Here is a 13106-nt window from a genome sequence, read left to right on the forward strand (position 1 = left end):
AGGTTACATGTTTTGACGGTTTTAGGCACTAGTTGTGCATAAAAAAGCCCGCTTTACGCAGGCTTTTTTCGTTTGACGCTGCAGCGGTAATTAAGACTTTCCACCCATCATTTTTTTGATGAAGCCAATAATTGCCATAACAACACCACCACCAGCGGCACCGCCACCGATACTGCTTAGAATCCCTGTTAGGTCCATTGCGGCTGAAGTATCAATACCCATAGCGCCCAATATAAATTGACCAAATACGCCGCCACCAATGATGCCAGCTAATGAATTTCCTAAAGTGCCTAGGCTAAGATTTTTAGCCAACTTACCCACAATGTTACCGCCTAATGCGCCACTTACTAAATTTATAATTAACGGAATTAAACCTTCCATAAAAGCCCCCAAGTGTTAGTTATCTATTTGAAATTATTAGCAAAAAAATGCTAACCGAATTAATATGCCATTAATTTTAAGGAAAATCTAATAAAACGGGGCAATTTTACAAATATTAATAATCACTTTTCGAGTGCAGCTTGCAGTCCTTTGAGCTGAATCGTTTGCACTGAATCGACGATTGCTGCAAGTTTATCAAGACCATCTTTGGAATAACCCGTGACTTGGTAGCGGTGAGTCACCCGAGTATTGCCATTCTCAAGAGTATCGAATTTCCAGCTCATACCACCGTGGATCCCCATCATTTGTAATGGCCCTAGGCCACCGATCATGCGAACTTCTTTATAGGGATCGACATAAGAAACGGTCATGTGAATCGCTTGTCTTTCACCGTCAATTTCACAGAAACAACCATTCACGCTCGGCTCGATGTACATTCTGTTGGCATCACCAAACCAAGTATGATCGGAGTTCCACCAGTCGCCAACATTGAGAAATTGGTTGTAGGCGGTTTTGATATCGGCCTGAGTCTCGATACTGATTTCGATAGTAAAGCCATGTGCAGCTGCATCCAGTACTTTAGCTTCGGCAGTAGAATTGATCATGGCGATTAGGCTCAAAGCGCTAGCCAATAATAAAGTTTTCATCTTTTCTCCTTTTCCAATCTAAAACAATCGCAAGTCCCACAGGAGCGCTTACTGATTTTTAAATTAAACGATTATAGCGCCATAAAATCGACATTTAACTCTAAGTTTGTAACAAATTAATAAAAGCTTTAGCTGCATTAGAAAGACTTTTATTGCTGCGATGAATAATCCCCATTTGTCTAAAAGAGTTAGTTTCATGAGTCAGCGCTATCAGTGGCGGTTCGATTAAGGCTTCCGGCAAAATAGTCCAACCCATTTTGGAAGCTGCTAGTTTGGCGATCACTTCCAAATAGTTAGCGGTTTTCACTCGACCATGAGCTGCGCCTAATTCTTGAAGATTATGCTCAAACAGTTCCCTAGGAAAAGTATGTGCTGGAGGTAACAGGCTGGTGTAATTGGCTAGGGCGGTTATTGGATCCGGCTCATTAGTTAAGGGATGGGCTGGGTGGCAAGCGATTTGCATCCGTTCTTGCCACACTTTCAGGTGTTTCAGTCGTGGATCCTGGGTGTGTGGAAAGGTTACCATCGCCAGCTCAATATCGCCGGACAGTACTTGTTCATAAGCAAGCCCAGAATCAATAAAATCAATATTCAGATCCACTTGTGGAAATTCACTAACAAACTGTTCTAAATGCCAAGGCAAATAGTGCAGACCAATGTAGTGGCTAGTGGCAATATTCAAATGGCCCGAAGTGCGTCCTGACAGATCACGAATTTCCTGAATGGAATTATTGATGTTGTTGAGCAGTTGTGGCGCTTTTTGCGCTAAGAGCTCGCCGGCTTGCGTTAGTGCCACTTGGTTACCGACCCGATCAAATAAATTCGATCCAATAATGGTTTCCAAGCGCTTAATGCGTTTGCTTAAGGCAGGTTGGGTTAATTGCAATTCTTTAGCCGCTAGGGTAAAGGATTCTAGTCTAACCAGCGTCAAAAAGCTTTTAAGAAGTTCGGTATCCATATTGCTAGATGATTATTGCATACCATTCCATTAAGGAATGATATAGATAAAAATAATGAATTTGAGTAATTGTAAACTTGAGAGTAAAGTATTGCCATTCTTTTGTTAGCGCGCGCCTTAATTGGCCTTGATAAAACTTTAAGTTAATCCGCTAACTTTTTGATTAGCAAAGTAATATTCGATTTAGAGTATTCCAAAATAGAGATCTTACATGGGCAAAACCTTATACGATAAATTATGGGATGATCACCTAGTCGCCGAAAATCCTGATGGTTCGGCACTGATTTATATTGATCGTCAATTATTGCACGAAGTCACCTCGCCGCAGGCGTTTGAAGGCTTGAAGCTAGCCGGACGTAAGCCGCGCCGCATCGAAGCTAATTTGGCCACGCCGGATCACAATGTACCGACCACCAATAGCGAGCGCGAGCAGGGTATTTCGGGTATCGCCGATCCGATTTCATTGATTCAGGTGAAAACTTTGGATGAAAACTGCGATGAATTCGGCGTAACCCAGTTCAACATTGACGATATTCGTCAAGGCATTGTGCATGTGGTTGGCCCTGAGCAAGGCTACACGCTGCCGGGTTTGACTATGGTCTGTGGTGATTCGCACACTGCAACTCATGGTGCTTTTGGCGCTATGGCTTTTGGTGTGGGCACTTCTGAAGTGGAACACGTTTTAGCTACCCAGTGTCTGCGTCAGAAGAAGATGAAGAATATGCTGGTCAAAGTTGATGGCAAACTCGGTTATGGCGTAACCGCTAAAGATATTGTGTTGGCGGTGATTGGTGAAATCGGTACTGCCGGCGGTAACGGCCATGCGATTGAATTTGCGGGCTCGGCGATTGAAGCTTTGTCGATGGAAGGGCGCATGACCATTTGTAATATGGCGATCGAAGCTGGCGCGCGCGTTGGCTTGGTAGCAGTGGATGAAAAAACCATTGAGTACGTTAAGGGTCGTCCCTTTGCGCCGCAGGGCGAGCATTGGCAGTTGGCGGTTAATGCTTGGCAAGACTTACATTCCGACAGCGATGCGCAGTTTGACACGGTGGTGGAATTAAAAGCTGAAGATATAGCGCCGCAGGTGACTTGGGGAACTTCGCCAGAAATGGTTAAGCCTGTGACTGGAACTATTCCAAATCCTGCAAGCGAAACCAATCCTGTGAAGAAAGAAGGGATTGAGCGTGCCTTGGAATATATGGACTTGAAAGCCGAGGCAGCGATTTCCTCGATTCCTGTGGATAAAGTCTTTATTGGTTCTTGTACTAACTCGCGAATTGAAGATATGCGCGAAGCCGCAGAAGTGGCGAAAGGTCGCAAAGTCGCAGCAAGTGTTAAGCAAGCGATGGTAGTGCCAGGTTCTGGTTTAGTCAAAGAGCAAGCTGAAGCAGAAGGTCTTGATAAGATTTTCCTAGAAGCAGGATTCGAGTGGCGCGAGCCGGGATGTTCCATGTGTTTGGCGATGAATGCCGATCGTTTGGAAGCGGGGGAACATTGTGCTTCAACTTCCAACCGTAACTTCGAAGGTCGCCAAGGCCAAGGCGGACGTACTCACTTAGTTAGCCCTGCTATGGCCGCGGCTGCCGCGGTGTATGGTCATTTTACTGACGTTCGTGATATTGAAATAACCAAGCTTTCTACCCAAGAGCAGGGAGGTAATGCGTAATGGACGCTTTTACTCAACATAAAGGTTTAGTGGTGCCTCTTGACCGCGCCAATGTGGATACCGATGCGATTATTCCAAAGCAGTTTTTAAAGTCGATTAAGCGTAGTGGTTTTGGCCCTAATCTTTTCGATGAATGGCGCTATCTGGATCATGGTGAGCCGGGTATGGACAACTCCAAGCGCCCAGTGAACCCTGAGTTTGTTTTGAACTTTTCGCGCTACCAAGGTGCTTCAGTGCTATTAGCGCGTGAAAACTTTGGCTGTGGCTCTAGCCGTGAGCATGCGCCATGGGCATTAGAAGACTATGGCTTTAAGGCAGTAATCGCGCCAAGTTATGCAGATATCTTTTTCAATAACTGCTTTAAGAATGGCATCTTACCGATCGTTCTATCAAATGATGTTATGGATGTTTTGTTTAACGAAGCAGAAAGCAACGAAGGTTATCAGTTGGATATCGACTTGGATAAGCAAACCATCACTCGTCCCAACGGGGAAGTGATTAGCTTTGATGTCGAGCCCGATCGTAAGCATAGCTTATATAACGGTCTTGATGATATTGGTATTACTTTGCAACAAGAACAATCGATTACCGATTACGAAGAAGCGCGTAAGCAAAGAGCGCCTTGGTTGTTTGGTTAATGACACTATTTGGTTGTAAGGCTAAAAAACACTCGGGGACAGACCGTCAGTTCTGTCTCCTTCAGGCACAAAGCCTGAAATAAACAAGAAAGAGATTACAAGTAATGACAAAGAAAATTTTAGTATTACCGGGTGATGGTATTGGTCCAGATATCGTAGGACAAGCTACGAAGGTGCTGGATTTATTAATCGAGCAAGGCTTAGACGTATCTTATGAAAGCGCTTTAGTCGGCGGTTCATCATTTGATGCGCATGGCGTGCCATTAACCGATGAAGTGTTACAACAAGCGCGTGAAGCTGACGCACTGTTATTAGGTGCGGTTGGTGGTCCTAAGTGGGAAGGTTTTGATATTGCGGTTCGTCCGGAAAAGGCTTTATTGAAATTACGCTCTGAATTGGAGTTATTCGGTAACTTACGTCCTGCAATTCTATACCCACAATTGGCGGATGCTTCGAGTTTAAAACCTGAGCTAGTTGAGAATCTTGACCTAATGATTATCCGCGAATTAACCGGCGGTATCTATTTCGGCCAACCGCGCGGTGTTCGTACTTTAGATAATGGCGAAAGACAAGGTTTTAACACTTACGTTTATTCAGAAAGCGAAGTGGAGCGTATTGCACACGTAGCTTTCCGTACGGCCATGTTGCGCGATAAGCGATTGTGCTCAGTGGATAAAGCGAACGTTTTAGAAGCGACCGAATTATGGCGTAAAGTGATGGATCGCGTTGCTAAAGAGTATCCTGAAGTTGAATTAACTCATATGTATGTGGATAACGCGGCGATGCAACTAGTTCGTGCGCCAAAGCAGTTTGATGTGATGGTAACGGGTAATATGTTTGGCGATATTTTGTCTGACTGCGCAGCAATGTTGACTGGCTCAATTGGTATGCTGCCATCGGCCAGTTTGGACATTAATGGTAAAGGTATGTACGAGCCAATTCACGGTAGTGCGCCGGATATTGCTGGTGAAAATAAAGCCAATCCAATCGCGACAATTTTGTCGGTTTCTATGATGTTACGTCATAGCTTTGGTGAAGCTTCGGTTGCCGATAAAATTGACGCTGCAGTGAGTAAGGTTCTTGATCAAGGCCTACGGACTGCGGATATTTATACAGATGGCGATAAACTATTATCAACATCTGAGATGGGTGATGCTATAATTTCGGCACTAAAATAATTTCCCATCCTTTTACCCTTCTATGTGTGAAGAGAATGTGTCAAAAACTGGCTTAAAGTGCTCGATTATTTTTATTAACTCCGCCTTTGCGCTAGTTTTTGCCTTGCCTCGTCTTTGTCTAGAAAATTATAGGCATTGTAACGCAAAGGAGGGCTGCTAATGAGCTCTCTGGAAGTCAAAGGGCTAACCATTTCCCGCAATGAGCAGATCCTGCTAGAGCAAACCGACTTAAGTTTTAAAGCTGGTACCATTAGCCATTTATTTGGCGATAATGGCGCGGGCAAAACCAGTCTAATGCGCGCTTTGGCGGGTTTATTGCCGCTCGATAGCGGTCAGATTTTTTGGAAAGGTCATACTACCGCAACGCCAGAAGCCGAGTTCGCGCAGGACTTACTGTTTTTGGCGCATAACCTAGCCATGAAGCCGGAGCTGACGATTGCGGAAAATTTGCAGTTCTATTCGACGCTCAGAGGCGAGAGTGCAAGTAATAGTCAAATCAAGGAAGTGGCTCGTCAGCTTAATATAGGCAATTTATTAGAGCGTCATTTTGCTGAATTATCGGCGGGCCAACAGCATAAAGTGACTTTATGTCGTTTGCTGTTGGAAAGCGCTAAGCTGTGGGTTTTAGACGAGCCATTTGTCAATTTGGATGCCAAAACGCGTGATTGGCTATCAGCGCAAATGATGGCTTTTGCCGAAAACGGTGGAGTAGTGATTTTTACTTCGCATCAAGTCATCGACGGCTTAAAAATTCAACAAAAAATATCCTTGTCCTATTCAGATGCCAATGAGCCAACTGATGAGGTGGCAGCCTAATGTTTGCTACTTTACTCAAAAGGGAAGTAATGCTGGCGCGTCGAAACTGGGTCGCGATTTTAATACCCTTGTTCTTTTTTATTATGGTGGTGTCAATGTTTCCTTTTGCGGTTAGCCCAGAAGCGCAATTTTTGCAGCAAATCGCCCCCGGCGTGATTTGGGTAGCTGCTTTACTCTCGACATTATTATCACTCGATCTGTTTTATCGTAGCGACTATCAAGATGGCTCCCTCGAGCAGCTGTTGATTATGACTAGCTCGACTCAAGTGGCGCTATCAAAAATAGTGGCGCATTGGTTAGTAACGGGCTTGCCATTAGTCTTGGTTTCGCCTTTATTGGCTGGCCTGATGCACTTAAATTATGCGCCGCAAGGCATGGCAGTTGATCTAAATCATACTCCGATCATGATGTTGTCCTTATTATTGGGCACCCCGACTCTATGTTTACTTGGTGCAGTGGGTATGAGCCTGTCATTGGCAGCTTCACGCAACGGTATGTTGGTGGCGGTGATGATTCTGCCGCTGTATGTGCCGATTTTAATTTTTGGCAGTGCAGTAATTACAGCATCTTTGGCAAATAGTGGGTATAATGCGCAGCTGGCGATTTTAGGGGCTATCCTATTGTTCTGCCTAGTATTAACGCCTTTTGCGGCGGGGCGAGCTTTAAAAGTCGCAGTGAGTTAATTCATTAAGTGTTAAGAGATTAAAGGTTCAATGGCATCTTCTTCCGGAGTAGCGGGGCGCTGGTTTCATCAATTAGGCTCTCCCAAATGGTTCTACCAAAAATCGGCTAATTGGCTGCCTTGGTTATGGGCGATTACAGCTATCCTATTCGCCTTTGGTCTTTATTATTCGCTTTACGCTTCGCCAGTGGATTATCAGCAGGGCAATAGCGTCCGCATTATGTATATCCATGTGCCCGCGGCCGCCTTGTCGATGGTTGGCTATTTGGCCATGGCAATTTGCGCCATTATCGGCCTTGTTTGGAAGATGAAAATGTCTTTTATGGCGATGCGTGCAATAGCGCCTATTGGTGCGGCTTTTACCTTTATGTGTTTGTTTACCGGCGCTTTATGGGGCATTCCAACTTGGGGCACCTGGTGGGAATGGGATGCTCGTATGACTTCTGAGCTGGTATTATTATTTTTGTATTTAGGCTTTATCGCTTTGCATAGCTCCTTTGCTGATCGAAACAAGGCGGATCGCTCAGCCGCTATTTTAGCCATCGTTGGTGCCATTAATGTGCCGATTATTTATGGCTCGGTGAAATGGTGGAATACTTTGCATCAAGCCTATTCGGTGACCAAAAAAGGCGCCATTGACCCTAATATGCAAACGCCTTTGTTTATTATGATTGGTGCTTTTTATTTGCTGTTCGCCATTTTAGTTATCGTTCGTCTACGACTAGAAATTATCAATCGCGAAGCTAAGGCTAAATGGTTGCAACAAGAAGTGTTGGGAGCAAGTTGATGAATTGGCAAGCTTTTTTCGCTATGGGTAAACACGGTTTCTACGTTTGGTGGAGCTACGGCGTGACTTTTTTAAGCATCGTTTTGTTATTCGCCGGATTTGCTTGGTATAAAAAACAACTCATAAAAAAGGTTAAAACCTATCGCGGCGAAAAAGTGGTAAAAGCGCGCAAGGTAACAACTGAACAGATTTCCGATTAATTTGAGTGATTACTGTAGTTCTCGTTTATGAAAGCACATCGAAAGAAAAAATTACTGACTATTTTAACGGCACTGTTGCTGCTTAGCACCGCTGTAGCCTTATTGTTGTACGCCATTGGCGATTATGCCGATGCTTTTTACGAACCCACGCGGGTCGTGAATGGCGATGCACCGCTAAACAAAACCATTCGGGTTGGTGGCTTGGTCACTACGGGTTCGGTAAAGCGAGCTACCGATAGCTTGTATGTGGAGTTTGATATTACCGATAACCAAGAAGTAATTACCGTGACTTTTGATAAAAGTTTGCCCGATCTGTTTCGAGAAGGCCAAGGTATTATGGCCGAAGGTCAATTGCTGGACCGTAAAACCTTAAAAGCAACTAAGGTTTTAGCTAAGCACGATGAAAAATATATGCCGCCGGAAATTGCCGATACGCTTAAGAAGAGTCATAAAAAAGGTGTTGAAAAAATGCAAAAAGAGCAATCAGGAAACAAAGGCAGCTATTAATGATCCCAGAGCTAGGTCATTTCTTTTTAATTTTAGCCTTAGTCAATGCAGTTATCTTAGGCACTCTACCATTTTATGGTGCTCACACTCAGCACCAAGGTTTAATGCGGCTAGCTTCAAAAGCTTCTATCGGCCAATTTATTCTGCTGCTTGCTAGCTACCTGTGTTTAACCCTTGCCTTTGTGCAGGATGATTTCTCAGTAGCTTACGTTGCTAATCACTCCAATACCTTATTGCCGATGCGCTATAAGATCACTGCGGTTTGGGGTTCGCACGAAGGATCATTATTGCTTTGGATCTTGATTTTGGCCGCTTGGATGGCGGCGGTCACGATTTTTAGTAAGGCGCTGACCAATGTGGTTCGTACCCGAGTGCTGGTAAGTTTGGGTTTAATTTCTGTCGGCTTTATCAGTTTTGCGCTCTTTACTTCCAACCCGTTTGAGCGGGTTTTGCCTTTTATTCCCATTGACGGAGCCGATCTCAATCCGCTATTGCAAGACTTCGGCATGATAGTTCATCCGCCAATGTTGTATATGGGCTTTGTTGGCTTTTCGGTGGTGTTTGCTTTTGCTATCGCCGGGCTATTACAAGGAGAGCTGGATCAACAATGGGCTAAATGGGCACGTCCTTGGACTACCATTGCTTGGGTGTTTTTAACCATTGGCATTGCTTTGGGCAGCTGGTGGGCCTATTACGAACTGGGTTGGGGTGGCTGGTGGTTCTGGGATCCGGTTGAAAATGCCTCATTTATGCCGTGGCTTGCTGGAACCGCACTATTGCATTCATTGGCCGCAACGGAAAAGCGTGGCGCTTATAAATCTTGGACCGTGTTGCTGGCGATTTTAACCTTTTCTTTAAGCTTACTCGGGACTTTTTTGGTGCGCTCGGGGGTTTTGACTTCGGTACATGCGTTTGCTACCGATCCGGAGCGTGGCTATTTTATTCTAACCTTTTTGGCGATTGCGGTCGGCGGCGCTTTAACTTTATATGCTTGGCAGTTTGATAAATTAAAATCCAACCGCAACTACACCTTGTTTTCCAAAGAAATTGCCATCGTACTTAACAATGTGCTGTTATTTTGCAGCTTATTGGTGGTGTTCTTAGGCACCTTATATCCATTAATTGCTGAGTTTTTATGGGAAGAAAAAGTTTCCATTGGCCCACCATTTTTTGATCCTTATTTTTCCTTTTTCTTTGCCTTTATTTTATTTTTGATCCCTTTCGGGCAGCAAATGAATTGGAAGCTGCAAGCGATGAAGCCGATAATGAAACGTTATTGGGTTCTAATGCTGCTCGCGATGGCTCTAGCGTTTGGATTCTTATATTGGCTGACGCCGGCTATACAAGTATTTGCCTTATTGGGCTTAACTTTAGCCATTTGGCTATTATTATCCTGTCTTTTTTATCTGTACCAACAGTCAAGCAAAGCTAAAAGTCTATACGAGGGTGCTAAGAAAATCAGCCGCAGCTATTGGGGTATGATAGTGGCACATATTGGAGTTGCGGTGACGGTGATAGGTGTCATTATTACCAGTTTTTATTCGCTGGAAAAAGACGTTCGAATTGAGTTGCAACAAACCGTAGCTGTAGAGAATTTAAAAATTCACTTTGCCAAGTTTGAAAATTTCACTTATGAAAATTACATCAGCTCACAAGCCACTTTAAGAGTCAGTAAAAGCGATCAGTTACTAGCCGTTTTAACGCCAGAAAAGCGCCGCTATCGGGTCTCTAACCAATTGATGACAGAAGCTGCGATTAAGCCCGGCTTTTTTTCAGATTTGTATATTTCGTTAGCGCAGCCGTTAGAGAATGGCGCTTGGGCGATCAAAGTCTATTATAAGCCGTTTGTGCGTTGGATCTGGCTTGGTTGCTTGATTATGGCTTTTGGTGGCTTGCTGGCAATTTCCGATAAACGCTACCGTCAAAGGCGTAAACTTAAAAAAACAGAGTTGGTAAAGCAAGCTTCGCAAGAGGTAGTAGGCTCATGAGCAGTCGCCGCGCCAAAAGATTAGTTATAGCTCTAGCACCATTGCTTTTGTTAATAACTTTAGTGATTATTTTTAGTGCGTCACTTAAAAAAGATCCCAGAAAACTAGAAACTAAATTGCTGGGCGAAAAAATTCCTACTTTTAAATTAGCTTCCTTGACGGAGCCGGAGCGAGTTTTGACTAACGCGGATCTGCCGCAAGAGGTTTTCCTATTAAACATTTGGGCTACTTGGTGCGTGTCTTGCTATGCCGAGCATCCTTATTTAGTCAAATTTTCTCAGCAATATCCGATCAAGTGGGTTGGCGTCAACTATAAAGATCCAATCAAAGATGCGCTGGAATATTTAGACCAAGGTGGCGATCCTTACCTTTATTCAATTGCTGATAGCGATGGTCAATTAGGCATAGATTTAGGCGTTTATGGTGCGCCAGAAACCTTTATTGTTGATGCCAATGGGGTTATTCGTGATCGGCATGTTGGAGTGATCGACGATAGGGTATGGCAAAAAATTATTCTGCCCAAGTTGAAAGCGTTAGGCTGGGAGGCAAACGAATGAGCTTCTTTTTACGTGTAACACTGTTATTCTTTTTCTTTGCCGCCAGCAGCCTAGGGTTGCAAGCCAGTGAAGAGTATCAATTTGCTAGTGCTGAGCAAGAGCAGCAATACCGCGATATTATCAGCCAACTGCGCTGCCCAAAATGTCAAAATCAATCGATCGCTGATTCTGACGCGCCCTTATCAGAAGACTTACGCTATATTGTGTATCAAAAATTAAAGGCCGGAGAGTCGAAAGGACAAATCTTGCAATATATGCAAGATCGCTATGGTGACTTTGTTTTATATGATCCGCCCGTGTCTCCTAAAAATTATGTTTTATGGTTTATGCCAATATTGGTATTTTTATTGATCATTGTGGCGCTGCTAAAAAAAGTTGGAAAGCGTGAGCTTGAGCCAGAGCCGGATTCTGAACAGGAGCAACAACTTTGATGGTAATGGCTTTACTGATTTTAGTAGCACTTGCTTGGGCAGCTTGGCTTTTTAGTGGTGTTTTTAAAGGGACATCTAAGAAGTTGCTTTATATGGGTTTTGCATGTTGCTCGGTATTGGTTTCCTATGGCGTTTATCACCAATTAGGTGCTAATCAGAAAATCAGTAATCTGACCGAACTTCATCAAAGTTTAGCCAAAGATGATCTTAGAGAGCTGTTAGAAAAAACCACGCAGCAAAAAATCAGTATTGAAGACTTGTTTGCTGAAATGCGTTTACGCAGCATGCAAGCCGATAGCCAATCACAATGGATGACTTTTGGTCGGTTGTTGCTGCAATCGGAGCAAGTCGAGCTTGCAGAGCAGGCTTTTAATCGAGCGACACATTATGGTGATAGCCAAATCCAAAATCAGACCAAGCTGGAAGTCGCACAAATTTATTTAGAAAAACAACTTTATCCTAAAGCGCAAACTAAAGTGGATCTGGTGCTGCTTAATAATCCAAAACACGAAGGGGCTTTATTGCTGAAGGGCTTGGTGGGATTAAAACAGCAGGATTATCAAAGCGCGATAGACGCTTGGAGCTTTTTATTATCAAGACGCCATCCCAACAGTGATTCAGCAAAGCTGTTACAGCAACAAATCGACAAAGCTCGACAGCAGCTAGCCGAGGCGGCTAAAAACTTTGTGCAATTGGAGATAGTTAATTTTACTAACTTACCTTTACACTCATTTACAAAAGCCTTTGCGCTGGTTCGCCCGCTGGCTGGCGGCGCGCCAATAGCAGTGAAATCCGTCGATATTGACGACTTAGAACAGAGCATTACTATTACCCCAGATAACTTGATGTTGGCTGGCGCAAATTTTTGGCAAGTTACTGATTTATATATAGAAATCCGCCTTTCTCAATCCGGTTTTGCCAAACCAGAAAGTGGCGATCTGTATGGCCGAACGGCTACCCTGCAAGGGCTTACTCCCAGCAAAAGCTATCAGATAGTGATCGATAAAACTGTGAACTAGGTTTTTCATTGATAGCGACCAATACTTTGACTTAAAACTCAACTCCGATTAGTCTCAAAATTATCAGCGACTAGATGTAACAAATCGCAAAGCTTTATGTCTAACTGCTTGATTATATTGTTAAACACTACCAGGAGTAATCTCATGAAAAAAGATAAAAGTAAATTAGCCGTATTAGTTTCAGCTTCTTTGGCAGCATCAGTTGCTATGTCTACTGCTGCTGCGAGCCCTTTTGCAGTTAATGACTTATCACAAGGCTATAATCTTGCGCAATTCGACGGCGAAGGCAAATGCGGTGAAGGCAAGTGCGGCGAAAAGAAAAAAGGAAAAGAAGGTAAATGCGGCGAAGGTAAGTGCGGCGAAAAGAAAAAAGGAAAAGAAGGTAAATGCGGCGAAGGCAAGTGCGGCGAAAAGAAAAAAGGAAAAGAAGGTAAATGCGGCGAAGGCAAGTGCGGCGAAAAGAAAAAAGGAAAAGAAGGTAAATGCGGCGAAGGTAAGTGCGGCGAAAAGAAAAAAGGAAAAGAAGGTAAATGCGGCGAAGGTAAGTGCGGCGGATAATAGCCAGCTTAGCTTAAGCTATGAATCAAGTGGCAGTTTCGGCTGCCACTTTTCTTTAGCAAACTCAAGAACAATAACATAAATTATTTA

16 protein-coding genes are annotated in these 13106 nt (G+C 43.8%); 13 read left to right on the forward strand and 3 right to left on the reverse strand.

The window, feature by feature from the left end; all coding sequences use genetic code 11:
- Nucleotides 1-90 precede the first annotated feature (90 nt).
- From NFS34_RS08675 to NFS34_RS08685, 3 genes are all read right to left on the reverse strand, one after another.
- Nucleotides 91-381, reverse strand: a complete 291-nt coding sequence (locus NFS34_RS08675) for a hypothetical protein (protein ID WP_251359643.1) — start codon at nucleotides 379-381, stop codon at nucleotides 91-93.
- Nucleotides 382-503: 122 nt separating this feature from the next.
- On the reverse strand, nucleotides 504-1028 hold the full coding sequence (locus NFS34_RS08680) for an SRPBCC domain-containing protein (RefSeq protein ID WP_251359644.1): 525 nt from the start codon (nucleotides 1026-1028) through the stop codon (nucleotides 504-506).
- Between the two features lie 100 nt (nucleotides 1029-1128).
- Nucleotides 1129-1986 carry a LysR family transcriptional regulator gene (locus NFS34_RS08685; RefSeq protein WP_251359645.1) on the reverse strand — a complete coding sequence of 286 codons (858 nt, stop codon included), beginning with the start codon at nucleotides 1984-1986 and terminating at the stop codon, nucleotides 1129-1131.
- A gap of 211 nt (nucleotides 1987-2197) precedes the next feature.
- Between NFS34_RS08685 and leuC the strand changes: the two genes are divergently transcribed.
- The 13 genes from leuC (at nucleotide 2198) to NFS34_RS08750 (ending at nucleotide 13016) form a co-directional block, all read left to right on the forward strand.
- A complete protein-coding gene (leuC, locus tag NFS34_RS08690; protein WP_251359646.1) occupies nucleotides 2198-3655 on the forward strand; it encodes a 3-isopropylmalate dehydratase large subunit in 1458 nt (485 codons plus the stop codon).
- The gene (leuD, locus tag NFS34_RS08695; protein ID WP_251359647.1) at nucleotides 3655-4293 is read left to right on the forward strand and encodes a 3-isopropylmalate dehydratase small subunit; all 639 of its coding nucleotides are present in this window, start codon (nucleotides 3655-3657) and stop codon (nucleotides 4291-4293) included. Before leuC ends, leuD begins: the two co-directional genes overlap by 1 nt.
- A 104-nt stretch (nucleotides 4294-4397) precedes the next feature.
- Nucleotides 4398-5471 carry a 3-isopropylmalate dehydrogenase gene (gene leuB / locus NFS34_RS08700; RefSeq protein WP_251359648.1) on the forward strand — a complete coding sequence of 358 codons (1074 nt, stop codon included), beginning with the start codon at nucleotides 4398-4400 and terminating at the stop codon, nucleotides 5469-5471.
- A 159-nt stretch (nucleotides 5472-5630) separates the two neighbouring features.
- Nucleotides 5631-6287, forward strand: coding sequence for a heme ABC exporter ATP-binding protein CcmA (ccmA, locus tag NFS34_RS08705; protein WP_251359649.1), 657 nt, complete (start codon nucleotides 5631-5633; stop codon nucleotides 6285-6287).
- On the forward strand, nucleotides 6287-6970 hold the full coding sequence (gene ccmB, locus NFS34_RS08710; RefSeq protein ID WP_251359650.1) for a heme exporter protein CcmB: 684 nt from the start codon (nucleotides 6287-6289) through the stop codon (nucleotides 6968-6970). Before ccmA ends, ccmB begins: the two co-directional genes overlap by 1 nt.
- 30 nt (nucleotides 6971-7000) lie before the next feature.
- Nucleotides 7001-7756, forward strand: coding sequence for a heme ABC transporter permease (locus NFS34_RS08715; protein WP_251359651.1), 756 nt, complete (start codon nucleotides 7001-7003; stop codon nucleotides 7754-7756).
- Nucleotides 7756-7956, forward strand: a complete 201-nt coding sequence (gene ccmD / locus NFS34_RS08720; protein WP_251359652.1) for a heme exporter protein CcmD — start codon at nucleotides 7756-7758, stop codon at nucleotides 7954-7956. Before NFS34_RS08715 ends, ccmD begins: the two co-directional genes overlap by 1 nt.
- 27 nt (nucleotides 7957-7983) lie before the next feature.
- Nucleotides 7984-8463 (forward strand): cytochrome c maturation protein CcmE, encoded by a 480-nt coding sequence (gene ccmE, locus NFS34_RS08725; RefSeq protein ID WP_251359653.1) that lies wholly within the window; start codon nucleotides 7984-7986, stop codon nucleotides 8461-8463.
- On the forward strand, nucleotides 8463-10451 hold the full coding sequence (locus NFS34_RS08730; RefSeq protein WP_251359654.1) for a heme lyase CcmF/NrfE family subunit: 1989 nt from the start codon (nucleotides 8463-8465) through the stop codon (nucleotides 10449-10451). Before ccmE ends, NFS34_RS08730 begins: the two co-directional genes overlap by 1 nt.
- Entirely contained in the window at nucleotides 10448-11008 is a 561-nt protein-coding gene (locus tag NFS34_RS08735) for a DsbE family thiol:disulfide interchange protein (RefSeq protein WP_251359655.1), read from the forward strand. The genes NFS34_RS08730 and NFS34_RS08735 overlap by 4 nt, the downstream gene beginning before the upstream one ends.
- Nucleotides 11005-11439, forward strand: coding sequence for a cytochrome c-type biogenesis protein (locus NFS34_RS08740; RefSeq protein WP_251359656.1), 435 nt, complete (start codon nucleotides 11005-11007; stop codon nucleotides 11437-11439). The genes NFS34_RS08735 and NFS34_RS08740 overlap by 4 nt, the downstream gene beginning before the upstream one ends.
- Nucleotides 11439-12458 carry a hypothetical protein gene (locus tag NFS34_RS08745; RefSeq protein ID WP_251359657.1) on the forward strand — a complete coding sequence of 340 codons (1020 nt, stop codon included), beginning with the start codon at nucleotides 11439-11441 and terminating at the stop codon, nucleotides 12456-12458. The genes NFS34_RS08740 and NFS34_RS08745 overlap by 1 nt, the downstream gene beginning before the upstream one ends.
- A gap of 144 nt (nucleotides 12459-12602) precedes the next feature.
- Entirely contained in the window at nucleotides 12603-13016 is a 414-nt protein-coding gene (locus NFS34_RS08750; protein WP_251359658.1) for a hypothetical protein, read from the forward strand.
- The last annotated feature ends 90 nt before the right edge of the window (nucleotides 13017-13106 follow it).

It is taken from the genome of Kangiella sp. TOML190, assembly GCF_023706045.1.
GTDB lineage: Bacteria > Pseudomonadota > Gammaproteobacteria > Enterobacterales > Kangiellaceae > Kangiella.

Bases quoted from the DNA above. Each gene is read 5' to 3' on its own strand.
- NFS34_RS08675 (WP_251359643.1), bottom strand. From the start codon at position 381: ATGGAAGGTTTAATTCCGTTAATTATAAATTTAGTAAGTGGCGCATTA.
- NFS34_RS08680 (WP_251359644.1), bottom strand. From the start codon at position 1,028: ATGAAAACTTTATTATTGGCTAGCGCTTTGAGCCTAATCGCCATGATC.
- NFS34_RS08685 (WP_251359645.1), bottom strand. From the start codon at position 1,986: ATGGATACCGAACTTCTTAAAAGCTTTTTGACGCTGGTTAGACTAGAA.
- leuC (WP_251359646.1), top strand. From the start codon at position 2,198: ATGGGCAAAACCTTATACGATAAATTATGGGATGATCACCTAGTCGCC.
- leuD (WP_251359647.1), top strand. From the start codon at position 3,655: ATGGACGCTTTTACTCAACATAAAGGTTTAGTGGTGCCTCTTGACCGC.
- leuB (WP_251359648.1), top strand. From the start codon at position 4,398: ATGACAAAGAAAATTTTAGTATTACCGGGTGATGGTATTGGTCCAGAT.
- ccmA (WP_251359649.1), top strand. From the start codon at position 5,631: ATGAGCTCTCTGGAAGTCAAAGGGCTAACCATTTCCCGCAATGAGCAG.
- ccmB (WP_251359650.1), top strand. From the start codon at position 6,287: ATGTTTGCTACTTTACTCAAAAGGGAAGTAATGCTGGCGCGTCGAAAC.
- NFS34_RS08715 (WP_251359651.1), top strand. From the start codon at position 7,001: ATGGCATCTTCTTCCGGAGTAGCGGGGCGCTGGTTTCATCAATTAGGC.
- ccmD (WP_251359652.1), top strand. From the start codon at position 7,756: ATGAATTGGCAAGCTTTTTTCGCTATGGGTAAACACGGTTTCTACGTT.
- ccmE (WP_251359653.1), top strand. From the start codon at position 7,984: ATGAAAGCACATCGAAAGAAAAAATTACTGACTATTTTAACGGCACTG.
- NFS34_RS08730 (WP_251359654.1), top strand. From the start codon at position 8,463: ATGATCCCAGAGCTAGGTCATTTCTTTTTAATTTTAGCCTTAGTCAAT.
- NFS34_RS08735 (WP_251359655.1), top strand. From the start codon at position 10,448: ATGAGCAGTCGCCGCGCCAAAAGATTAGTTATAGCTCTAGCACCATTG.
- NFS34_RS08740 (WP_251359656.1), top strand. From the start codon at position 11,005: ATGAGCTTCTTTTTACGTGTAACACTGTTATTCTTTTTCTTTGCCGCC.
- NFS34_RS08745 (WP_251359657.1), top strand. From the start codon at position 11,439: ATGGTAATGGCTTTACTGATTTTAGTAGCACTTGCTTGGGCAGCTTGG.
- NFS34_RS08750 (WP_251359658.1), top strand. From the start codon at position 12,603: ATGAAAAAAGATAAAAGTAAATTAGCCGTATTAGTTTCAGCTTCTTTG.